The sequence below is a fragment of the Cohnella fermenti genome (genome assembly GCF_004801405.1).
GTDB classification, from domain to species: Bacteria; Bacillota; Bacilli; order Paenibacillales; family Paenibacillaceae; genus Cohnella; species Cohnella fermenti.
The window spans coordinates 31,267-53,717 of sequence record NZ_SSOB01000003.1; the positions used below are offsets into that span (position 1 = coordinate 31,267).

The following is a 22,451-nucleotide window of genomic DNA, read 5'->3' on the forward strand; positions in this document are numbered from 1 at the left end:
CTAGCTTCCCTGACGGTTTCTTCTATTCGTTATTCCCAGCTCTCCGAGCCGGTCTTGTACAGCTTGTAGGAATGCGAAACCGACGCTTCCATGATCTCGGAGTATGCCCAGTGGGTCGGAGACACGTCTTCCCATGCGGGCGCTGTCGGAATCGTCCATGGACGGCGGTTCAGGAACTTGTTGATAATCGCTACCGCTTCCGCGCGGGTGATCACCTTGTTCGGCTGGAACGTTCCGTCCGGATAACCGGACACGAGCTTGTTCGCTTCCGCCGCGGCGATCGCCTTGGCGGCCCAGTGGCCGGCGACGTCGCTGTAGGAGCTGGCAGCGCCGCTGGACGCATCGCTCCACTTGGCGAGATTGGCCAGCGTCTGGACGAGCTCCGCGCGGGTGACCTCGCGTTCCGGAGCGAACTTGCCGTCTCCGACGCCGTTCATCCAGCCTTGGCGGGCGACGAGCGCAATCGCCTTGGCGGCCCAGTGGCCGGCCGGAAGATCGGAGAAGGCTGCCGCTGCGGCGGCGGACGGGTCGGCTGTTGCGATGCGGCTCAGGATGGCGGCCAGCTCGGAGCGGCTAAGACCGCGTTCCGGCTTGAACTGCCCGTCCGGGTAGCCCTTCATATACGGGGTGTGCTCGCCGGAGGAGAGCAGCTCCGGCATCATGGTGAAGCTGAACGGAACGATCGTCGTCCCGACGTGAATAATTCCGTCCTTGATATAGCTGTCTATGCCGTACGTCTCGTCGCGAAGATCCTCGCGGCTGTCGAACGTCACATAATTGTCTTGGGTGCCGATCAGGTAATAGTCTCCGTCGGCGGGAACCATCCATCCGTACTTGCCGTCTTCGGTGCTGAATTGCGGATTGGCGTTCTGGTTCGGCGCGAAGTCCGGAAGAGCCGGCAGCGATACTTCGGTGCCCGGAACGCGGCCCTTCGACCGATTCAGCTCCGTATCCGCCCAATACAAGACGACCTTGGCACCCGGAACGGAGGTTCCGGTAACGCGATCGGTGATCGTGCCGTAAGGGTCGATCAATTCGGCTTCCAGCGTCGCGTTGCCGTTGCCGTCTACCGTCAGCTTGGCCGTCTGCCCGGCCAGCTTCTCTCCGTTAGGAGCGGTAACGAGAAGAGCGAGCCGATATTCGCCCGGCGCCAGGCTGCCCAGCTTGAGCGTGCCGTCCGCGCTCATCTCGATCGCTTCGGACAAGATTTGCCCGGAAGCCGAATAGACGCGGCCCGTAACCGGCAGGCTGCTGCCGATGAGACGGGTGACGGTGGACAGGGAGCTCGACGTTCCTCCTCCGAGCGATACGATGACGCTCGGGGTGGCCGACGGCGAAGTTGTCGCTGCCGGGGCGGCCGATGTCTCGAAGCGGACGGCTTCGCTGTAGACGATGCCTGCCTCCGTTACGGCGTAAGTGCGGACATAATAAACCGTCGAAGGAGTCAGGCCGGACAGCGGAGTCGAGAACGTTCCGGTGCCGCTTCCTTGGTTCGGGACGACAGTGCCGGTCTCAAGCGTAAGCTCCTCCGTTAAGCCGTAGACGACACCGCGCTCCGTGACCGGAGCTCCGCCGTCGCTCGCGATGGCGGAGAGGACGGTTGCGGTCGAGGAGCCGACGGTCTCGACAGCGGCCGTGACACCGCCGGCCGGAACGGGCAGTGTCCGGAACGAGACGACGGCGCTGTAGCCGACGCCGTATTCGTTCACGGCATAGGCCCGCACATAATAGACGGCGCCCGGAGTCAGTCCGGAGAGCGGCAGCGAATATTCGCCGAGACCGCCGTCTCCGTCCGTTGCGACGGTGCCGGTCTCGAGGTTCAGGTCGTCGCCGCTTAAGCCGTACACGATGCCGCGCTCGGCGACCGCTTCTCCGCCTCCGTCGCTGACGACGGAAGAACGGACGGTCGCGGTTGTCGTGCCGATATCCTCGGCGGCCGTCGTTATTCCGGCCGGCGGCGTATAGAGGATATAGTAATTGTCGTACAGCCAGTCCTCGTCCTCCGCAGGCAGGACGTTGCCTCGGCCGTCATAGGCGGTAAACGCGACGAGGTGTTCGCCGCTCTCGACGAACGGCATCTCGATCGGCAACCCCCAATACTTGTATCCGTCCGCCGAGTAAGTTCGGGAGTTGAGCAGTTCGAGCTCATACGTCTGGTCGCCAATCGCGGCCGTTACCCTCACCGCATAATAATAGCTTGCCGCATACAGGGTGAGCGAATCTCCGGGAACGAAGGTCGCATCCTCCTCGTCGTCTTCGAGCCAGCCGTCCAGCCAGTTGTCGGGATCGCTCTCGACGAGGACGTAGAACGTGGTCGAGGAAGACGTTCTGCCGTCGCTGACGGTCAGCGTAACGAAGCCTTCGCCTTCCTGCCCCTCTGCTGGCGTGATCTGCACGGTCCGGTTCGCTCCGGTTCCGCCGAGTTCAATGCCCGAGAGCGGCAGCAGGGTGAGGTTGCTCGATTGCACGGTGACGACAAGCTCATCGGCTGGGAGAATACCTCCGCTAAGCGTAAACGGGAGCAGCGAGGTCGATTCATCGGTCAACAGGAATTGATCGTCGATCGGCGTAACGGCCGGCGTATTCGGAAGGACGACGACGAACAGATCGCGTTCTCCCGTCTGCGCTCCGCCTTCCCCGGTATAGCCGTTGTCGTCCAGGTCGAAGTGCATCTTGACCGTGCCGAAGAAGTTCGCCGGCGGCGTATACAGCAGCTCGTTAAGCGCCGCGTCCACCGCGGACTTGGGACCTTCGATCGTCAGATCGTCGCTGTCGTTCGCTCCGGCGACGACTTCGATTCCGTCCTCGGGCAAGTGAATCGAACCGCGGGGAACGGAGATGCGCACGGCGATCTTGCCCTGCGGGTCGTCCTCCGCATCCGGATCTGTCGTATAGATCCCGTGCAGCAGATCGCCCGTGTTCGTGTTCTCTTGGATGGTGACGGCCAAGGGAGCGTCCGCGTCCTCCACCCAGTCCGCTTCCACGATGTTGCCGCTGATATCGCGGCCCGTCAGGTCGTTCAGGTACGTGCCTTCGCTCTCGAGCATCGGCATGTACCCGACCAAGCCTTCTTCCTTGCCGGTCAGGATGCTGATCTTGTCGGCGGCGATCTCCTCCGGCGTGCGGGCGTAATTCCAGAACCGGATGTCGCGAATTTTGCCATTGAAGTAGGCGTCCTGCCCCCAATGGCTTCGGCCGATATAGCTGATCTTGCGGTAGATGTCGACGATCGGGCCGACGTCGCCGCTTGCCTTCAGGACGCCGTCCCAATAAATTGTGCCGACGCCGTTCTCGTCGATGGTGACCTCGACATGAACCCAATCATTCGTCGGGAATGTCTCGCCGACCAGAATCTCCCGGCTCTGGTTGTCCATCGTGTAGTTGTGCAGGAACATCTGACCGCTGCCCGCCTTGAAGCCGACCATGATGTTCTGACCCGGGGAGCCGTTGCCGAAGTCGAACAGGCGCGACCAGGTGGCGTACGGGTTCACCGAGTACACCCACGCTTCGAACGTCATCTCGCCCTTGAGCGACAGGTTGTTGACGGTCACGTAATCGGTCGACCCGTTGAAGTTCAGCAGCTTCGGCGTCTGCGGGAAAATAACCCGAGGCGCGTCGTTGACCGATGTAACTTCGATGGATGCCGTCTGCGTGTCCGCGCTGTACGGAGTGCTGCCTCCGTTCTCTGTCACGTCGTACCGCAGTCTGCTCAGATCGTTAGGCGGCCCGTCGTTGCGGACGTCCCACGCGCGGTAGGTGATCGTCGCCGTGCCGTTCCAATCGGCCGCGGGCACGAAGCGCAGCTTCATGTCGCTCTTGAGCATGATGGCCGTCTCCGGCGAGAGCGAGTCCATGTTCCACCAGGTGTTATTGTAATAGCCCTCCCAGGTGCCTTGTCCCGTCATGCCGACGAGGGCGATGCCAAGCGAGCCTTCGTTGTAGCTCGTCGCGCTGCCGTTCAGCAGATCGCCGATCAGCAGCCCTTCATCTCCGAGCGAGTCTTCCGCGATGGCATCGAAGACCGGCTCGTAAGAGCTGTCGATCGTTGGAGCCGGTATCGGTTCCGCGTGCGCGTAGCCGGTCGTCGTCAAGCCGAAGGCCAAGGCCAGGCAGACGAGCAGACGGACGGCTGATGCGAAGGGTGCCGCTTTGCTGGATGTTGCTCGGTGTGTCACGGATGTCGTTCCCCCTTATTCCTAATACTTTGGTATCGAATTCCAGAGAGAGATTACCACAACGGGTTGGACAAATTCTGGACATCCAGGGACCAAGGGCCTATTGGCGAAAAGGATTTTGGGAGAATCCGTCGAAAATTAACAGGAGAGAGATTATTTTGTCGGGTGCCGAGGTGCAAGTATTGAGAGCCATTCTTATTGACGATGAACAGCCGGCGCTCGACATTCTGCGGGTGTTCCTGGAGCAGGACGGCCGGCTCGAGGTAGCGGGAAGTTACCGCAGGGCGAAGGACGCATTGGACGAGGCCGGCGGGCTGAAGCCGGATGTCGCTTTTATCGATATCGAGATGACCGCGATGAACGGGCTGGAGCTGGCGGAGAAGTTGATCGCTCGAATTGACGATATTGAGATTGTCTTCACGACGGCCTTCGACAAATATGCGCTTGACGCCTTCAAGTACACGGCGCTTCACTACATTCTCAAGCCGCTTACTCCGGAGGCGGTGTGGGAAGCCGTGAACAGGCTGTATCGGCGCAAGGGCAAGGGGACGGGGAACGCCGAGCGGGAGACGCCCGCGGCAGGCTCGTCCGGGGCGGCCAAGAACTCCACCCTCGTTCGGCTCTTCGGAGGCTTCCGCATTCAGGGGCCGAACGGTTCGCCGGTTCACTGGAGGACGGCGAAGACCAAGGAATTGTTCGCGTTCCTGGTTCTCCGAGGCGGCTCCTTCGTGTCCAAGTGGGACATCCTCGACAGCTTGTGGCCCGACAGCGATGAGGAGCGGGCGCATACGAACCTGTACACGACGGTCTACAAGCTTCGCAAGGCGCTGCGGGAAGCTTCCGCCGACATCGCGATCGAGCAATCGATGGAGAATTACGGCATCCGGATGGGAGATTCGGTATGGGTCGACGCGGAGGAGCTGAAGAAGCTTGCGCTGTCGGCTTCTCCGCTCGACAACGAAGCGGCAGACCGGCATCGGGCCGTTCTCCATTCCTATGAAGGAGAATTGCTCGCCGGTTGGGATTCGTTATGGTGCGTGAGCGAACAAGAGAAGTTCGCCCAGCGCTTCCGGAGTCTGTCGCTTCGGCTGGCCGTCTTCGAGCTCGAACGGGGCCGCCTGGACGACGCCGAGCCGGTCGCACGGAAGCTGCTTGAGCAGATGCCGCTGGACGAAGAGGCCAACGGAATGCTTCTGACGATCTACGCCAGGAAGAAGGATCGCGTCTCCTTCCTGCGCCATTATGAGAGAATGAGCAAGCTGTTCGAATCGGAGCTCGGCTTGTCGCCGCAGCCTTCGATCCGCAAGCTGTACGAGAAGATGATGGAGGCGGCGCCGTGAGTCCCCTGTCGAACCGTTTGTCGTTGGCGCTCCTCTGGTGCTCCGTCGCAATTGTGCTTCTGACGATAGCCGTTCCCCTCTATAAGGATGCGAAGCACCCGGAGCCGCGCGCCGAAGGCGGCGTCCTCGATCTGCGGAGCTGGGTCCCCGAGCATTCCAAGACGATTCGCCTCGACGGGGAATGGGAATTCTATTGGAACTCGCTGCTGACGCCGCAAGATCTGGCGGCGACGGCTCCCGCTCCGGAGCGGATCTCCGTGCCTTCCAGTTGGGACACGATTAAGCATGACGGGAAGAGCCTCCCCGACAGCGGGTACGCGACGTATCGGCTTCATATCGACATGCCCGCAGGCCATGAGGGCATCTACGGGATCAAGACGTCGAACATTCGGGCATCGAACCGAATCTACGTCAACGGCGAGCTTGTCGGGAGCAGCGGCGATCCGTCGTCGTCCCCGGACCGCATCGTTCACCGGAATACGCCGTATACCGCCTTCTTCGAGGTGAGGGAGCCGCGGATCGACATCGTCGTTCAGGTGGCCAGCTATAAGAGCTTTAACAGCGGCATTGTCCAATCGATCTCGCTCGGAAGCCAACATGCGATCTCCTCGTTCAACAATTACAACAACGCGCTGGACGGAGGCTTGGCCGCAGGCTTCTTCGTCATGGCGATTTATTTTATCGGAATCTTCTTCCAGAGAAGCTCCTACAAGGAGCTGCTGTTCTTCGCGCTGAGCTGCCTGGCGACGACGGCGTTTATTCTTACGCATTCCGAGCGCCTGCTTACGCAGATGTTCCCGGAGCTGTCGATCGAAGCCCAATTGTACATCGAAGACATCTCGTCGATTCTGATGTTCAGCTTCTTCTCGCGTTACGTCTATCACTCGTTCCCGCATCTCTATCCGCGGGCGGTGCTCTACGTCGTGGAGACGCTTGCCGCGATCGGGATCGTTGTTGTCCTGTTCACCTCGGCCAGCTACAACGGCCCGTTCGTCCTGTCGTTGTCCTTCCTGATTCTGTTCGTCATGCTCGTCAACAGCTTCTTCATGGGAGTGGCCGCGAGAAGGGACCCGTACGGCTCCGCCTACCTGTACATCGGCATCATCGGCACGCTCGACTTCGTCGTCGTCAACATGCTGAACAACGTCTGGAAGCTGGAGGAGCACTACTTCTTCCCTGTGGCGCTGCCGATCATCGTCATGTCCCAGGCGCTCTACGTCTCCAAGCAATACACGCGGGCATTCGAGACCGTCCAGGAGCTGTCGGCCAAGCTGTCGACCCTGGACAAGATGAAGGACGAGTTCCTGGCGAAGACGTCCCACGAGCTGAAGTCGCCGCTTAACGCGATGATCAACATCTCGCAGTCCTTGCTGAGAGGGGCGGGGGGCGAGATGAGCCCGGCCCATTCGGGAGACCTGAAGCTTGTCGTCGATACGGGCAAGCGGCTGTCGACGCTCGTGAACGACATTCTCGATTATTCGAAAATCAAAAATCACGATCTGACTCTCCATCTGAAGCACTTCGATTGCCGCATGGTGGCGGATGCCGTTGTCGAGGTGTTCGCCCATGTGATTCGCGGCAAGAAGCTGACGATCGAGAACCGGCTGCCCCGGGGCAAGCTTATCGTCTGCGCCGACGAGAACCGGCTTATGCAGATCGTCTACAATCTCGTGGACAATGCGGTGAAGTATACTCCGTCCGGCACAATCGCGATTACGGGACGGCAGTCGGGAGAATCCGTATTCCTGACGGTGGAGGATACGGGGATCGGCATTCCGGAGAACCGCTTCGGCGACATCTTCAAGTCGTTCGAGCAGGTCGATTCCGGCATTGCCCGGAGCTACGGCGGCATCGGCCTGGGTCTTGCGATTACCCAGCAGCTCGTCGAGCTGCACGGAGGAACCGTCGAGGTGAGCTCGGAGGTCGGCAAGGGCTCCCGGTTCACGTTCTCCGTCCGGGCGGGGGAGCGGAGCTCCGTAGGCAGAGAGGAGCGGGAGCGCTCGTCGCCCGGCGCGCGGTATGCCGACTTCGCCTCCGTTCCGTCCGGCGCAGCCTTGCAGGAGCTGGCGGCGACGAGCGAAGGAAGCGGCTACTCGATCCTCGCGGTCGATGACGAGTACAGCAGCCTGCGTGCGCTCACGAACTTGCTTCGCCTGGATCGATACGAGGTGACCGCCGTGTCGGGCGGCGAAGAAGCGCTGGCTCTGCTGAACGAGGGACGGACGTACGATCTCGTCCTGCTCGATCTGATGATGCCGGGGATGTCGGGCTACGAGACGTGCAAAAGAATTCGCGAGAGCTATTCGCTGCTTGAGCTTCCGATCCTTATGGTATCGGCGAAAAACCAATACAGCGATATGGCGGCCGGCTTCCTCGCCGGAGCGAACGACTTCCTGGAGAAGCCGTACGATCATCTGGAGCTGCGAAGCCGGGTGGGAACGCTTGTCCAGCTCAAGAAATCCGCGGAGGAGCTGCTGCGCAAGGAGCTGTCGTTCCTGCAGGCGCAGATCAAACCCCATTTTATTTTCAACACGCTTAATACGATTCTGTCCTTCAGCTACACCGACCACGACCGCTCGCGCAAGCTGCTGGCCGACTTCAGCTTCTACCTTCGCAATTCGTTCGACTTCAAGGAGGCTTCGGCGTTCATCCCTCTGAAGCGGGAGATGGAGCTGCTGCGGGCTTACCTGGGGATCGAACAGGCCCGGTTCGGGGACATGCTGGCCGTCGAGCTGACGATCGACCCTGCCGCGGAGAACGTGCCGATTCCTTCCGTGCTGCTGCAGCCGCTCGCCGAGAATGCGATCTACCATGGCATCATGAAGAAGGAGCAAGGCGGGCGTCTGGCCGTGCGGGCCGCCGTCGAGGGGGACGAGCTCGTTGTGGAGGTTCGGGACGACGGCGTCGGGATGGAGGAGAAGGCGTCGCGGGAAGCCGAAGGCGGCAGGCAAGGCATCGCGCTCGAGAACATTCGCAGCCGCTTGATGCGAACGTACAATCGGGACTTGCACATCCGCAGTGCCAAGGGAGAGGGAACGGTCGTCATTGTTCGGATTCCGGTTTACTTTTCCCGCGGAAAGTCGTATGCTGGTGGTTGATTATTCCGCTCGTTAGGGTAGGGTGAACCGTACAATCATGTCGGATATGGAAAAAGCGGGCTACAAATCGATCGCGCTCGATATTGCGCAAAGAATCGTCAGCGGGGAGATTGCGGAAGGCAGCAAGATCTCGGGACGCTCGATTCTGGCGGGGCAGTACCATGTGTCGCCGGAGACGATCCGCAAGGCGATCGGCTTGCTGAAGGAAGAGAATATCGTGTCCGTGTCGCAGGGCAAGGAGATCGCCATCGTCTCCGTGTCGCGGGCATACGAATATATCACGAAGAACAATTATTTGAAGTCGGCGCATTCGCTGCGGCAGGACCTTCAGCATCTGCTCAAGGAGAAGCAGGTGATGGACCGCCGGTTCGAGTCGCTGCTGCTCGAGATTATCGAGACGTCGGACCGGATGAAGAACTTGAAGCCGTACAATCCGGTGGAGCTTGCGATCAAGTCCGATTCGCCCGTCATCGGCATGTCCATCGCGAACCTGCAGTTCTGGCAGAACACGGGGGCGACGATCATCGCCCTTCGCCGGGGGACGAACGTCTCGATCTCGCCGGGGCCGCATGTCGTCCTGCTCGAAGGCGATGTGCTCATCGTCGTCGGGAACGACAAGGTGTACGAGAAGACCGAGGAGTTCCTTAACGGGAAGCGCGGGGACCCCTCCTGATCTCGGGCAGCAGATCATATCGAAGCAACCGAAGCGGGGCGGCCTTAGGGCCGCCTTTTTGCTTGTGCGAGTGAGATCGGTGGCTGCCGGATTTTATGCGAAAATTCACATTGGAGCGGCTCGCTGCCGGCACTTTGTACGATTTTATGCGAAAAATCGCCTTCATGCAGGCGTCGGACTAAGGGGACGCACCACTATATTGACAAACGATGTATCGCATATTAATATACAGACATACGATATATCGACTGACGATGTATTTCGTGGCAATATAAAGCGCGTCGATACAAATTTTCCGAATAAGGGGGGAACTCGATTGGAGAAAGGGAAGGATATGCTGCCGCTGACGGAAGCCTTCTACTATATTCTCGTCGCCTTGTACGTGGAACCGTCGCATGGCTACGGAATCATGCAGGAAGCGGAGCGGATGAGCGGCGGGCGGGTGAAGATCGGGGCGGGCACGCTGTACACGGCGCTGAACACCTTGCTGGGCAGAGGGGTCATCGACAACTATCCGGTGCCGGAAGGGACGGATTCCCGGCGGAAGATGTACGCAATTACCGATGAGGGGCGCGCTGTCGTGAGAGCGGAGATCTCCAGATTGGAAGAGCTGCTCAAGTCCGGCAAGCAAGCACTGAGCATAGGGGAGGAGCGCGGAACATGACAACGGCCAAGGAGAAACGTTACCGGCTGTCGCTAAGCTGGGAGCACGAGAAGGAAGAGGAGTGGCTGAACGCCCGCTCGGCGGAGGGGCTTCACTTCAAGAAGCTGAGCCTCGTCAAGTATACGTTCGATAGAGACCCTTCGGTCCGGTACACGTATCGCCTCGATTACCAGGGCGGATTCGGCAAGACGATGAGCAAGGAGGAATACATCGAGCTGTACCGCGACGCGGGCTGGGAGTATGTGAGCTCCTACGGCGCCATGTGGCACTACTTCCGCAGGCCGTACGAGGAGGGAGAGGAAGCGCAACTGCTGTACACGGATTCGGAGTCGCTGGCCGGACTGTATAAGCGCGTCCAGGCGATGATTGCCGTCATGTTCTTTATGAACCTCTTCTTTATGGTGTTCAACACGATAAGGGGAGGGGTGCTCGGCTACTCGCTGCTTGTTCTCTACGTCTTCCTCTTCGCCGTGCTGGGCACGGGGTACTTCAGGCTCGGGAAGAAGATCAAACGGATCTCGAAGTAATGGCAGAACGTATGAGCGTTAATCGGCGACCGCTTCCCGGACTCGGGCATGGCGGTCGCTTTGTCGTGCCGCAAAACACATATTCTTCACATAATTCCACGAAAATTACGCGAAAATCGCTTAGTAATCTGATAGATAGTCGTTGATTCTTTTTGTGATAATGATAATCATTGCCTCTTGGTAAATGCGGAGGTGGCTGCATCAACTTGCAAAGATCAATTTATGTTGCCGCGAAGAAAAGGGTTATGCTGGCGATCTGTCTCATTCTGATCGGGTGGATGAGCTTGTCGGGACCGCCTGCTTGGGCTGCAGTCTCGGCAGACGATATAGGAGCGGAAGAGGCGTCGACCCAAGTGGGAGAAGTAATAAACCGCTTGGAGGGCGGCAGCGCCGATGCGGCGGCAGAGCAATTCGCGGCGGTCAAGAAGTGGTGGGTGCTTCACAAGAACGATGTCAAGCAGCGCTCGCTTCCGCTTGCGATGGAGATTGACCGACAGATCGCGAGCCTGTCGCTGGCGCTGGTAAGCGAGGCGAACGACGAAGCGTTAACGCAGGCGAGCAATCTCCGATTCTCCCTCCTCAATCTGCGGGACGGCGCGTTCACCGACAACGACGGCCAGAGCGGGATGACGCTCTCCGCGTACATTCTTAAGCTGCGGAATACGGGGGATTTGATCGGGAAGCAGCGATGGGACGAGGCTCAGGGGCAGGTCAAGCTGCTCCAGCGCCAATGGCTGACCGTCGAGGGAGACGTGGTCAGCCAATCGCAGAAGGTGTACAACGATACCGAACGCGACCTGGTCCTGCTGGACGGATACTTGAGCAATTCCGGCAAGCGGGATCAGGCGGCTTCGATCGTCGACCGGATGGTCGAAGCGTTGGCTCCGCTCGCGGATGCGAGATATTCCTGGTGGGACGCAGCCTTGATTCCGATTCGGGAAGGGTTCGAAGGGCTGCTCGTTGTCGGTGCTCTGCTGATGTACGCGAAGCGAGCCGACTCGAAGCCGGCCAAGCGGTGGGTAATCGGAGGCTCCGCGGCGGGGCTGCTGACTTGTGTCGTAGTCGGCTCTGCTGTCGTCATGCTCCTCTCCTCCAGCGCGTTCGGGCATAACAACCTGCTCATTAACGGGTGGACGGGAGTTCTGGCCAGCGCCTTATTGTTGTATGTCAGCTATTGGCTTCATCGCAATTCGGACGCGAAGCGCTGGAATCGGTTCCTGGCCGAGCAGAGCTCCAAGGCTCTTACCGGAGGGCGGATGTTCTCCCTGGGGCTGCTCTCCTTCTTCGCGATTGTGCGGGAAGGGCTGGAGACGGTTATCTTCCTCATCGGAATGGCGAGCAAGATGTCCGCGATTCAGTTGACCGCCGGAATAGCGGCAGGCTTCGGCGTTCTGGCGATCGCGGCGTTCCTTATGCTCAAGGCCGGCTCGCGCTTGCCGATTCGTCCCGTGTTCCTGGTCTCCAGCGCCATCGTGTTCTATCTGTGCTTCAAGTTTATGGGCTCCGGCATTCACAGCCTGCAGATGGCGGGCGTTCTGCCGGCGACGGTGGATGAAGGGCTGCCCGACTTCACGGCTCTGAGCCTGTATCCCTCGTGGTACAGCACGCTGCCTCAATTGCTCTTCCTCGCTGCCGGCTGCATGGCTGTCTTCTTGTCGCTGGTATCGGCGAGACGCCAACGAACGGTTGCTCCACAGTAGAAAATAAAACGGAAGCGTATATCGCGAACTTATTGGAGGTTATCCCTAATGTTTAAATCGACGGTTGCTCTGCTTGCCCTCTCGAGTGTCCTTGCCTTGTCCGCATGCGGCAATTCTTCCAACGGGACGAACAACGGAACAAACAACGCAGCGAGCGGCTCCGGCGTGATCCAGGACGGCACGTCCAAGATGCTGGAGCAAATCAAGCAATTGCAGGATGTGATTGCCAAGCAGGACGCCGACGGAGTCAAGGAGCTGGGCAAGACGATCAACGATACCTGGCTGTCGTACGAGAATACGGTTCGCCAGACATTCCCGCTGGAATACACGGACGTGGAGAAGTACGAGATGCCGATCTTCTCCGCCTCCGCTTACGACAAGATCGACTTCGCCGCGCTGGCACAGAATGCGCAAGGCTTGATCGACGCCTTGACGACGCTGCAGAACGCGAAGCCGTCCACGGCAAGCTCGTCCGAGCTGCTGCTTGAAGCCGTTAAGAAGTACGAGCAATACGTCGTCGATCAGACCGACAAGCTGACGGCTCAGACGCAAGTGTTCGTCGACGCGGTCAAGGCCGGAGACATCGATGCGGCGAAGGCCGAGTACGTGAAGGCGCGGGTGTTCTACGAGAGCATCGAGCCGATCGCCGAGAGCTTCGGCGATCTCGACCCCAAGATCGACGCCCGCCTCGCCGATGTGGACGACCCGAGCGCCTGGACCGGCTTCCACGAGATCGAGAAGGCGCTCTGGGTCGACAACTCGCTCGCCGGCCAGGCTGCGTTCGCCGATCAACTGATCGCCGATGTCAAGGCGCTGCAAGCGGAAGTCGGCAAGCTGACCCTGGAGCCGAAGACGGTTGTCGCCGGCGCGATGGAGCTGCTCAACGAGGCGGCGACGTCGAAGATTACGGGCGAGGAAGAGCTGTACTCCCACATCGACCTCGTCGACCTCGCGGCCAACGTGGACGGCTCGAAGACGGTGTACCTGTCCATTATTCCGGCCTTGAACGAGAACAACAACGAGCTGGCCGACAAGCTCGACAGCGCGTTCCAGTCCATGGAGCAACTTCTTGCGGGTTATGTCAAGGAAGGGCAATACGTGCTCTATACCGAACTGACGACGGAGCAAATCCGCGAGATCAGCGATCAGCTCGGCACGTTGTCCGACCTGATGTCGCAGACCGCCGCCATTCTCTAAGCGGAGGCCGCGCAGATGGAATCGAGACCCGGGATGTCCCGCAAGGAATTCCTGAAGTTGTCCGCGGCGGCCGGCGCGGGATTGGCGCTGGGCGCTTCGGGGCTCGGCGCGATTGTGGAGATGACGAAGCTCTCCGGGTCCGCCGCGCCCTCATCGCCCTCATCGGCCGACCCGAAGGACGGGATCGTGCCTTTCTATGACAAGCATCAAGCCGGCATTGTGACCCCGCAGCAGACGTACTTGTATCTGGCGGCTTTCCGCGTGACCACGCAAAGCAAGTCGGACTTGATCCTTATGCTGAAGGATTGGACCAAGTTCTGCGATTTGAGTGCGGCGGGCGGCACCATGAAGCTCAGCGACAGCGCTCTTGTGCCGCCGACGGATACGGGGGAGACGCTGGATCTGCCGCCTGCGCGGCTGACGGTAACGTTCGGCTTCGGCCCTTCCTTCTTCGGCAACGGCGCCTTCGGCCTCTCCAAGCTGACCCCGCGGCACTTGCAGGACATTCCTCGTATGCCGCGGGACAATCTGGATTCGTCGATCTCCGGAGGGGACATCTGCGCTCAGGTTTGCGCGGACGATCAACAGGTCGCTTTTCACGCGGTGAGGAACTTGATTCGCTTGTCGACCGGCAAAGCCTCGTTAAAGTGGATGCAAGAAGGCTTCGCCAGCGGCACTCCGGGGAAGACGCCGCGGAATCTGTTCGGCTTCAAGGACGGCACGGCGAATCAACTGCACGATTCCCCCGCCGGTTACGATCAGGTCGTGTGGGCGGGCAGCGACGAGCCGGAATGGATGCAGGGAGGCTCTTACCTGGCTTATCGGAAAATCCAGATGAAGATCGAGAGCTGGGATCGCACCTCGCTGGCGGATCAGGAGGCTACCTTCGGCCGCAAGAAGGTGTCCGGAGCGGCGTTCGGCGTTTCGGGGGAGTTCGACACGTTCGACGCAGCGAAGCTGCCGACGGATTCGCATGTGCGATTGGCCAAGCAGACCGGACAGCTTATTCATCGGCGCGCCTATTCCTATACGGACAAGGTCGATCCGCGAACCGGCAATGTCGACGCGGGGCTGCTGTTCATCAGCTACCAGCGCAACCCGGATCAACAATTCCTGCCCATGCTGCGCTTGATGCAGAGCAGCGATGCCTTGAACAGCTACGTTGCCCATGTCGGCAGCGCCATGTTCGCCTGCCCTGCGGGGCTGAGCGCAGGCCGCTATATCGGCCAATCCATTCTGGAAGCGTAGGCTGTATATCCGGCACCGTATAAGCCCCTCTGTCAAGCTTCCATGCTTCGGCGGAGGGGCCTGCTTCATCCCGGCCGGTCGCTGTCTCTCCCGGCCGGCGCGGCCGATAGTGCGGCGGAAGCCACGGGCGCATCGGGTTTTATGTGAAAATTCACATTCGAGCGGCTCGGTAACGGGGACTTTGCGCGATTTTATGCGAAAAACCACATTCATAGGCGATTTTCCGGATCGAGTTGCCGTATGTATGCGAAAAATCGCATAAAACGCCGCAATTCCCTCCGATTCAAGCCGACGAATGCGAAAAATCGCATAAAATCGCAACAGTCGTCCGACAAGGGGCGGTTCGCCAATCCGGCCGTTCGTGGTCGGTTATGTCGGTCACAAGGAGTGAGGATGAACATGTCGATCTCGGAACCATTATCCGATCTTTGTCATCGTATCGAGCAAATGGGAATTCGGGTCACTTCTCAAAGAAAAGCGATTATTCATTTATTGCTGCAGTATCGGGGCAAGCACGTCACGGCGGATGATATGGTGGCGGTGTTCAAACGCAAACCGGGGGTGGTCGGACGCGCGACCGTATATCGAACCTTGGAGCTGTTAGCGGACCGTCAAGTCATTGACAAGCATCATTTCGATAACGAGGTCGCAAGGTATGAGCTTCGCGAGCCGGATCAGAAGCATGCCTATCACCAACTGCTGTGCAGCCGGTGCAAACAAGCGAGAACGATCAAGGAGGATTGGCTGGGAGAGCTGGAAGAACGGATCGAACAAATTCACGGTTTCCGGGTTCTGGATCACCATTTAATCTTTATTGGTCGGTATAATAATAGTTGCGATGATGCTAGCAGGTCTATGGCGCCCCGGAGGTCGTGTTCATGTACACCGTTCACTTAGTCGAAGACGAGGACAAATTAAATCATCTGCTGAAGATTTATTTGGAGAAGGAAGGGTACTGCGTCGTCTCCTTCCATGACGGGGAATCCGCCATGCAAGCGATCGCGAAGCAGCCGGAGCTGTGGATTCTGGACATCATGCTGCCCGACATCGACGGCTATCAGTTGATCAAGGCGATCAAGGAGTCGAATCCGCTGACGCCCGTCATCTTCATGTCGGCAAGAAATCAGGAGCTGGACCGCGTCGTCGGCTTGGAGCTCGGCAGCGACGATTACTTGTCGAAGCCCTTCCTGCCGAGGGAGCTGGTTATCCGCACGAACAATCTCATGCAGCGATTGTACGGCAGCAAGGACGAGGTTCCTTCCGTTGCCCATCTGGAGGGCTACGCCGTGGATCGCAAGCAGCGGGCCGTGTTCGACGGCACGCTCAAGATCGTGCTGACCAATAAGGAATTCGTGCTGCTGCTCTACTTTATCGAGAATCGGAATACGGTCGTGACCCGGGAGCAAATTCTCGAGAAAGTGTGGGGGGACAACTACTTCGGATCGGATCGCGTCGTCGACGATACGATCCGGAGATTGAGGAAGAAGCTGCCCCGAATCAACATTGAGACGATCTACGGATTCGGGTACAAGCTCGAGGTGTCCGGATGAAGTTCAAGTCCCTGACGCTCCGAATCTGGGTCATGATCTCGGGGTTTATATGCGCGGTTGTGCTCGCCTTCCTGATCGTCTTCGCGCTGGTTCTTAAAGACAATGACGAAGAAGGCTCCCGCCATCTCTTTGCGTTTATGCATTCGGTCGTGCTGAACGATGTACAGGGGATAACGTCGAAGGGCGATCTGCTCGGTTCGATCGAGCGGGAGAACATTACCCACTTCCTCTATAATCGGCAAGATGGCGAACGCACTTACATTACCGGCCATAACAGCAGGATCGCCGATTCGCTGATTCCGAAGGGGATGGCCCTCGCCGCAGGCGGCGACACCCCGGTTTATACGCAGCGAATCGATCGCCGATCCTACCTCGTACAGATCAGCCGCGCCGATGCTCAATCCTATTTGTTCTCCTACCGGCCGCTCGCGTTCAATGAAGACATGAAGCAGATTATCTTCGCGGGAATTGTTATTATTCTGCTCAGTCTGCCGATCTCCAAGCTCATCGCCACCCGCATCGGCAAGCCGCTAAGGCAATTGGAAGCCTATACGAAGCGAATCGCCGACAAGGACTGGGGCAGCGAGCTGGCCATCGAACGGGAAGACGAGATCGGCAGGCTGGCCGACTCGATGAAGGCAATGAAGGAAGCGCTGAGGATCGCGGATGAGGAGGAACGGAAGTTCCTGCAGAGCATCTCGCACGACTTGAAGACGCCCGTCATGATCATCTCAAGTTATGCCCAGGCGATGATAGACGGGATGTACGAGGGCCCCTCCGAAGAGCCTTCCTTGATTATCAAGGCGGAAGCGGACCGCCTCGAGCGGAAAATCAAACAGATCTTATACCTGAATACGCTCGACTACATGCTGGAGAACGATAAGCTGAGCGAGGACGTGCTGCTGGACAAGCTGCTCTCCTACCTCGTTGCGAACTTCAAAGCCGTCGCTCCTCGATTGACTTGGGAATTGCAGCTCGAATCGCGCCCTGCGGCCATGTCGGGCAATCCCGATCGCATTCGGGTCTCTATCGAGAATATATTGGACAATCAGCTCCGGTTCGCGAGCAAGACCGTCCAAGTCGCACTCCGCGAGGCGGGCCCGTTCTGGATAATCGAGATCCGCAACGACGGCCCGCTCTTGTCGGAGGACGATCGGGACCAACTGTTCAAGTCGTTCTATAAAGGCGCCAAAGGCAACTTCGGGTTGGGCTTAAGCATCTCGAGGAAGATCGCGGACTTCTACGGCGGGACGATCGAGGCCCGCAATGAGGGCGGCCGCGTGTGCTTCGCGATTCGGTATCCCAAGCAAGGCGGCGGCAGCTACCTGCCGCGCTTGCCGCGCTGAATAAACCGGCTCAGGAACAAGCAGAACGGCGTGGAGTCCAGATCGATCACTCCGTTCATGTCGCTGAGCGCGTAGACGAGCAGGAACGGAAGCAGACCGATGGCGAGCACCGCGATGACCATGCCGAGCGTGATACTGCGAACGATGCGGCCCCATGCGATCATGAGGCTCACCTCCTCTTCCTCCGATTAATAGCAAACCGTGCGCAGACGCGCAAGCGAAGAAGCGATCGCCTCCCGGACCGGGGGGACGATCGCTTTTGCTTCATTTTACCCTACGGCTTCCCTCTTCTTGAAGAACGTCTTGAGGGCGCTGTAGATCTCGGTCTTCTCCTTGATGACGTGGTACAGGAACTGCTGGTGCTCCAGATGCTTGTAAGCGGACATGAGCGTGCTGGAGCGGTTGTACTGATTAACTTCCCCATAGCCGAAAATATTCGCAACATTCAGAATTTCCTTGATAAGCCGAACGCAGCGTTCGTTGTCGCTTGTCAGGTTGTCGCCGTCGGAGAAGTGGAACGGATAGATGTTGTAGAGGGACGGGGGGTAACGGCTGTCGATGATCTCGAGCGCCTTGATGTAGGCGGACGAGCAGATCGTTCCGCCGCTCTCGCCGCGTGTGAAGAACTCCTCTTCGGTCACTTCCTTGGCTTCCGTATGGTGCGCGATGAACACGATCTCCACTTTCTCATACTGCCGCCTTAAGAACCTCGTCATCCAGAAGAAGAACGAGCGCGCACAGTACTTCTCGAAGGAGCCCATCGATCCGGACGTGTCCATCATCGCAATGATAACGGCGCTGTTCTGCGGCTTCACGATATCCTCCCACGTCTTGAAGCGCAGATCGTCGGGGGAGATGCCGGCAATCAAGGGGCGGCCCTCGCGGGAGTTGCGGCGCAGGTTCTCGAGAATCGTCCGCTTCTTGTCGATGTTGGACATGATGCCCTTGCGGCGAACGTCGGTGAAGCGAACGTCCGTCGTCTCGATCTCCTGCTTCTCCTTGCGCTTCATGTAAGGCAATTCGAGCTCCTCGAACAGAAGATTCTCCAGCTCGGCGATGGAGATCTCCGCTTCGACCACGTCGTCGCCCGGCTGGTCGCCGGCCCCTTCCCCCTTGCCGCTGCCGCTCTGCGGATCGGTTCCGAGAATGTCGCCGACCTGGCTGTCCCCGTCGCCTTGCCCGACGTGCTTGCGCTTGCCGTTGTTATAGATGAAGCGATACTCTTCCATGCTGCGAATAGGGATCTTGATAATCTGTTTCCCGTCCGAGAGGACGATGTTCTCTTCCGACAGCAGGTCGGGCAGATTCTGTTTGATCGCCTCGCGAACCTTCTGCTGATGCCGCGACTGATCCTGGTATCCCTTGCGATGCAGTGACCAGTCTTCGCGCGACAGGATGAATGCCGGTTCAGTCATGGCGCGGACACCACCTTTATTAAGCGTGTGTGTTCATCGTGTGTGTTCATCGTGTGGTATTCAAATCGTGTGTTATTCAATATATTCTAGATTCGATAAACGATGTGTGCGATTTTTCTAAGCTGTGATTCCGATCATAATATTGGGGCATTCGGATGGAATAATTGTCCGATTTCGGTCATGGCGCGGATAGGGGGAAAAAGGGTATGATGAGATCAGTTCACCACGAATTGCCACTTAAGGAGGATTCCCATTGGTAAGAAAGTATGCGATGACCGGGGCCGCCATAGCGCTGCTGGCCGTCATCTTCGGGGCATTCGGCGCCCACATGCTCAAGGAGACGCTCTCGGAAGACGATCTGAAGACGTTCGAGACGGGCGTTCGATACCAGATGTATCACGGCCTCGGGATCTTGCTGGTCGCTCTGCTGGCGGACCGGTTCGGTTCGGGCAAGAGCATGCTGTGGGCGGGCAGATTGCTGCTGCTCGGCGTCATTCTGTTCTCCGGCAGCTTGTACGGCTTGTCGCTGACGGGCCTCGCCTTCTTCGGGCCGATCACTCCGCTCGGGGGCGTGTCCCTTATCGCCGGTTGGCTCTGCCTTATTCTGGCGATTCGCCGTCCGGAATAGGTAGAAAAAGGTAGGAAAATGTCGAAAATTGCTATATAATGAATATCGCACATCATTTGTCATGTTTCCCAGACGGGAGGAAGGACGTAGCATTGTGAACGGATGGTCCGACAGAACGTCTTATCGACTGGAGCTGCTTAACTCGATCTACAACAGTCCGATCACGATTGCCGTCTTAAGCGTCGAAGGACATCTGCTCGACTTGAATCAGGATCTGAGCGAATTCTTCGGGTATTCCCGCGCGGAGATGATCGGCGAGAAGTTCTCGAGATGGCTTGACCCGTCTTATTACGATGACGGCGTGCAAGCGATGAGGTCAGCGCTGCGGGGGGAATGCGTCTCTCAGGACATACGCGTCGTCCATAAGTCCGGCTATCCCGTGGACTTGAACGTCACCTTGTCTCCTATGCGGCAAGGCGACGGCATTCAGGGAGTTGTCCTCGTCATGCAGGACGTTACCCAACATAAGAGATCGCTGAAGCGGAATCATTATCTGGCCCACTACGACGATATGACGGGGCTGCCGAATCGCCGGCTGTTCCTGCAATATCTCGAGGACAAGCTGCGGGAGGCGAACGAACGCGGCGGAACGCTTGCGGTCTGCTACGTGGATGTGGATCGCTTCAAGCTCGTGAACGCCTCCTTCGGCAGAGATACGGGAGACATGCTGCTGCTGCTTATCGCGGCCCGGCTCTCCGAATTCTTCCGCGGCGAAGGCGATCTGGCCCGTATGGAAGGGGACGAGTTCGCGGGCATTCTTCCGGACATTCGGGACGAAGAGGATCTCGCGAACCGGATGGCCGCCCTGCTGGCCGTGTTCGACGAACCGTTCCTGCTCGGGGAATCTCCCATTCAAGTATCGGTGAGCATCGGCATCATGACGTCCGACGGCGCGGGCGAAGACGCTCCGCTGCTGCTCAAGAAGGCCGATACGGCCTTGAACAAGGCGAAGGAGAACGGGCGCAACGATTATCACCTGTATTCGGAAGATATCGACCAGCAAGCCTACCACCGCCTGACGCTGCAGCACGAACTGATGAAGGCTCTCCAGAACGGCGAGTTCCTCCTCCACTATCAACCTCAATACGACTTGGCAACGGGCCGCATCGTCGGCACGGAAGCGCTCGTTCGTTGGCTTCATCCGACCCGCGGGCTCGTGCCGCCGGGCGAATTCATCCCGGCCGCGGAGGACAGCGGCCTGATCGTGCCTCTGGGCGACTGGGTTCTGGAAGAGGCCTGCCGCCAGAACAAGGAATGGCAGGACGCCGGAGCGGCGCCGATTCCGGTGTCGGTCAACCTGTCGGTGCGCCAATTCTCCCAGCGCAACCTGATCGGGAAGATCGGCCGCGTCCTGAAGGCGACGGGGCTCGACCCGAAGTGCCTGAAGCTGGAGATCACGGAGAGCGTGACGATGGATGTGGAGCGGGCGACATTGTTCCTCGAGCAGTTGGCCGAGCTCGGCGTCGGCATCAGCATCGACGACTTCGGGACGGGGTACAGCTCCTTCCACTACTTGCGGAACTTCCCGATCGGCAGCCTCAAGATCGACCGCTCGTTCGTGCGAGACATCGAGCAGGACCCGAACGATGCCGCCATCGTGGCGGCGATCATCGCCATGGCGCATAACCTGCGGCTTCAGGTGATCGCCGAGGGCGTCGAGACGCTCGAGCAGGTCCGCTTCCTCAGAAGCCACGGCTGCGATGAGATGCAGGGCTATTACGGCAGCCCTCCGCTGCCCAAGGCGGGGATCGAGAGCCTGCTGTTCGAAGCGACCTCGTTCTCCTGTTGAAGGCTGAGCGGGCATGAACGAATTCGAACGTTTGAGCGGGCATGAACGAATTCGAACGGATTTGAACGAACGGCCGGAGGCCGCGCCCTAAGTCCCCTTAAGGCGCGGCCTCCGCGCATTGCATTCTTATTCGACGAAGTCGTCGATCTCGTTCAAGTAAATCGAGTAGACCCTCTTCTCGTCCACATGATAGAGCGTGAGCAGCGTCTGATCCGGATCGAAGTTGACGATCCGACAGGGCATCGATTGCTTGATCCCTTTGCCGCGGTTAAGGTTGACCCGGATGAGCTTGTTCGATTGAATATATCCCCGTATCTTCTCATCCAGACTGTCCGTCAGAATCGGCCGCGGCCGTTCCGTGCGCTCCAGCTCCTTCCGGATGGTCTCTCCAAGCTGTACGCCCGATACGATCCGATAGTCCGCCAATTCGCCTTCGTTAAGCAGATGAAGTAATTTCTCCATTGCGATACCGTTGCTCGATGCCCGGATCAAGATGTCGACTTGGAAGAGGTAAGAACCGTCTGCCGAAGTTTGTTTGGTTGTCATGGCTGATCCAATCCCCCGAGTTCAAACAGCATTCCGATATCACCGAAGATACCGCTAGTAATAATATACCATGTTTCCGATGGTTCAAATAGTACAAAATGGGTGTTTTCCCTGATAGGAAATAGGACCTAATACCGGATCGGGCGCATAAAATGATTCGAAAAGACTATGGGGCGAGCGAATAGACCTTTTCATTCGTGCCATAGGGAGGTGATGTTGATGATGCGACTCGTTCCGATCGAGGTAGGCGGCCATACGGCCACGGGGGTGGAAGTTCATCTTCCGGGCACGACCTTGCTCGCCATCACGATCAAGGACGGCTATATCATGTGCGGAGCGCTGGACGTGGAATTGCTTAACGAACGGCTGAAGGATCGCAAGATCATCGCGGGGCGCGCCGTCGGCGTGCGCACGTTCGATCAGCTTCTCGAGGCGCCGCTCGAATCCGTGACCGACACCGCGCGCGAGCTCGGCATCGTTCCCGGCATGAAGGGCTATGATGCGATAGCGGCGATGGCGGAGCGGCCTTCCCGCTCCTGATCCATCGCCGCCTCG

General features: G+C 58.7%; 18 protein-coding genes. 14 read left to right on the plus strand and 4 right to left on the minus strand.

Annotated elements, in window-relative coordinates; translation table 11 throughout:
- Positions 1-29 precede the first annotated feature (29 nt).
- Entirely contained in the window at positions 30-4,175 is a 4,146-nt protein-coding gene (locus E6C55_RS03050; RefSeq protein WP_136368314.1) for an S-layer homology domain-containing protein, read from the minus strand.
- Between the two features lie 158 nt (positions 4,176-4,333).
- Here E6C55_RS03050 and E6C55_RS03055 point away from each other — a divergent pair, with 158 nt between their 5' ends.
- The 11 genes from E6C55_RS03055 to E6C55_RS03105 all read left to right on the plus strand — a co-directional run bounded on the left by E6C55_RS03055 (position 4,334) and on the right by E6C55_RS03105 (position 17,518).
- Positions 4,334-5,515: a response regulator gene (locus E6C55_RS03055; protein ID WP_168735428.1), complete on the plus strand. Its 1,182-nt coding sequence runs from the start codon at positions 4,334-4,336 to the stop codon at positions 5,513-5,515.
- Complete coding sequence (locus E6C55_RS03060; protein ID WP_136368316.1) at positions 5,512-8,613, plus strand: hybrid sensor histidine kinase/response regulator; 3,102 nt, start codon at positions 5,512-5,514, stop codon at positions 8,611-8,613. Before E6C55_RS03055 ends, E6C55_RS03060 begins: the two co-directional genes overlap by 4 nt.
- Positions 8,614-8,650: 37 nt before the next feature.
- Positions 8,651-9,286 carry a TrkA C-terminal domain-containing protein gene (locus tag E6C55_RS03065; RefSeq protein WP_230986507.1) on the plus strand — a complete coding sequence of 212 codons (636 nt, stop codon included), beginning with the start codon at positions 8,651-8,653 and terminating at the stop codon, positions 9,284-9,286.
- A gap of 316 nt (positions 9,287-9,602) precedes the next feature.
- Positions 9,603-9,950 carry a PadR family transcriptional regulator gene (locus E6C55_RS03070; RefSeq protein ID WP_230986508.1) on the plus strand — a complete coding sequence of 116 codons (348 nt, stop codon included), beginning with the start codon at positions 9,603-9,605 and terminating at the stop codon, positions 9,948-9,950.
- Entirely contained in the window at positions 9,947-10,477 is a 531-nt protein-coding gene (locus E6C55_RS03075; RefSeq protein ID WP_136368317.1) for a DUF2812 domain-containing protein, read from the plus strand. Before E6C55_RS03070 ends, E6C55_RS03075 begins: the two co-directional genes overlap by 4 nt.
- Positions 10,478-10,683: 206 nt before the next feature.
- Entirely contained in the window at positions 10,684-12,177 is a 1,494-nt protein-coding gene (locus E6C55_RS03080; RefSeq protein ID WP_136368318.1) for an FTR1 family iron permease, read from the plus strand.
- Positions 12,178-12,225: 48 nt separating this feature from the next.
- A complete protein-coding gene (gene efeO / locus E6C55_RS03085; RefSeq protein ID WP_136368319.1) occupies positions 12,226-13,374 on the plus strand; it encodes an iron uptake system protein EfeO in 1,149 nt (382 codons plus the stop codon).
- A gap of 15 nt (positions 13,375-13,389) precedes the next feature.
- A complete protein-coding gene (gene efeB / locus E6C55_RS03090; RefSeq protein ID WP_136368320.1) occupies positions 13,390-14,622 on the plus strand; it encodes an iron uptake transporter deferrochelatase/peroxidase subunit in 1,233 nt (410 codons plus the stop codon).
- A 399-nt stretch (positions 14,623-15,021) separates the two neighbouring features.
- Positions 15,022-15,519: a Fur family transcriptional regulator gene (locus E6C55_RS03095; RefSeq protein ID WP_168735429.1), complete on the plus strand. Its 498-nt coding sequence runs from the start codon at positions 15,022-15,024 to the stop codon at positions 15,517-15,519.
- On the plus strand, positions 15,501-16,172 hold the full coding sequence (locus E6C55_RS03100) for a response regulator transcription factor (protein ID WP_136368322.1): 672 nt from the start codon (positions 15,501-15,503) through the stop codon (positions 16,170-16,172). The genes E6C55_RS03095 and E6C55_RS03100 overlap by 19 nt, the downstream gene beginning before the upstream one ends.
- On the plus strand, positions 16,169-17,518 hold the full coding sequence (locus tag E6C55_RS03105; protein ID WP_136368323.1) for a sensor histidine kinase: 1,350 nt from the start codon (positions 16,169-16,171) through the stop codon (positions 17,516-17,518). The genes E6C55_RS03100 and E6C55_RS03105 overlap by 4 nt, the downstream gene beginning before the upstream one ends.
- Here the strand turns inward: E6C55_RS03105 and E6C55_RS03110 are convergent.
- Together E6C55_RS03110 and yhbH are read right to left on the minus strand one after the other, a co-directional pair.
- Positions 17,494-17,682: a hypothetical protein gene (locus E6C55_RS03110; RefSeq protein ID WP_136368324.1), complete on the minus strand. Its 189-nt coding sequence runs from the start codon at positions 17,680-17,682 to the stop codon at positions 17,494-17,496. The two genes, E6C55_RS03105 and E6C55_RS03110, sit on opposite strands and share 25 nt — an antisense overlap.
- Positions 17,683-17,787: 105 nt before the next feature.
- Complete coding sequence (gene yhbH / locus E6C55_RS03115) at positions 17,788-18,933, minus strand: sporulation protein YhbH (protein WP_136368325.1); 1,146 nt, start codon at positions 18,931-18,933, stop codon at positions 17,788-17,790.
- 253 nt (positions 18,934-19,186) lie between these two features.
- Here yhbH and E6C55_RS03120 point away from each other — a divergent pair, with 253 nt between their 5' ends.
- Both E6C55_RS03120 and E6C55_RS03125 read left to right on the plus strand, forming a co-directional pair.
- Positions 19,187-19,561 (plus strand): DUF423 domain-containing protein, encoded by a 375-nt coding sequence (locus E6C55_RS03120; RefSeq protein ID WP_136368326.1) that lies wholly within the window; start codon positions 19,187-19,189, stop codon positions 19,559-19,561.
- Between the two features lie 94 nt (positions 19,562-19,655).
- On the plus strand, positions 19,656-21,350 hold the full coding sequence (locus tag E6C55_RS03125) for a sensor domain-containing protein (protein WP_136368327.1): 1,695 nt from the start codon (positions 19,656-19,658) through the stop codon (positions 21,348-21,350).
- A gap of 126 nt (positions 21,351-21,476) precedes the next feature.
- Here E6C55_RS03125 and E6C55_RS03130 read toward each other — a convergent pair whose 3' ends face one another.
- Positions 21,477-21,896: a hypothetical protein gene (locus E6C55_RS03130; protein ID WP_136368328.1), complete on the minus strand. Its 420-nt coding sequence runs from the start codon at positions 21,894-21,896 to the stop codon at positions 21,477-21,479.
- Positions 21,897-22,115: 219 nt separating this feature from the next.
- Here E6C55_RS03130 and E6C55_RS03135 point away from each other — a divergent pair, with 219 nt between their 5' ends.
- Complete coding sequence (locus E6C55_RS03135; RefSeq protein WP_136368329.1) at positions 22,116-22,436, plus strand: YunC family protein; 321 nt, start codon at positions 22,116-22,118, stop codon at positions 22,434-22,436.
- Positions 22,437-22,451: the final 15 nt, after the last annotated feature.

Excerpts from the sequence above, each read along its gene's own strand:
- E6C55_RS03135 (WP_136368329.1), top strand. The coding sequence starts at position 22,116 with ATGATGCGACTCGTTCCGATCGAGGTAGGCGGCCATACGGCCACGGGG.
- yhbH (WP_136368325.1), bottom strand. The coding sequence starts at position 18,933 with ATGACTGAACCGGCATTCATCCTGTCGCGCGAAGACTGGTCACTGCAT.
- E6C55_RS03130 (WP_136368328.1), bottom strand. The coding sequence starts at position 21,896 with ATGACAACCAAACAAACTTCGGCAGACGGTTCTTACCTCTTCCAAGTC.
- E6C55_RS03075 (WP_136368317.1), top strand. The coding sequence starts at position 9,947 with ATGACAACGGCCAAGGAGAAACGTTACCGGCTGTCGCTAAGCTGGGAG.
- efeO (WP_136368319.1), top strand. The coding sequence starts at position 12,226 with ATGTTTAAATCGACGGTTGCTCTGCTTGCCCTCTCGAGTGTCCTTGCC.
- E6C55_RS03105 (WP_136368323.1), top strand. The coding sequence starts at position 16,169 with ATGAAGTTCAAGTCCCTGACGCTCCGAATCTGGGTCATGATCTCGGGG.
- E6C55_RS03065 (WP_230986507.1), top strand. The coding sequence starts at position 8,651 with ATGTCGGATATGGAAAAAGCGGGCTACAAATCGATCGCGCTCGATATT.
- E6C55_RS03110 (WP_136368324.1), bottom strand. The coding sequence starts at position 17,682 with ATGATCGCATGGGGCCGCATCGTTCGCAGTATCACGCTCGGCATGGTC.
- efeB (WP_136368320.1), top strand. The coding sequence starts at position 13,390 with ATGGAATCGAGACCCGGGATGTCCCGCAAGGAATTCCTGAAGTTGTCC.
- E6C55_RS03100 (WP_136368322.1), top strand. The coding sequence starts at position 15,501 with ATGTACACCGTTCACTTAGTCGAAGACGAGGACAAATTAAATCATCTG.
- E6C55_RS03095 (WP_168735429.1), top strand. The coding sequence starts at position 15,022 with ATGTCGATCTCGGAACCATTATCCGATCTTTGTCATCGTATCGAGCAA.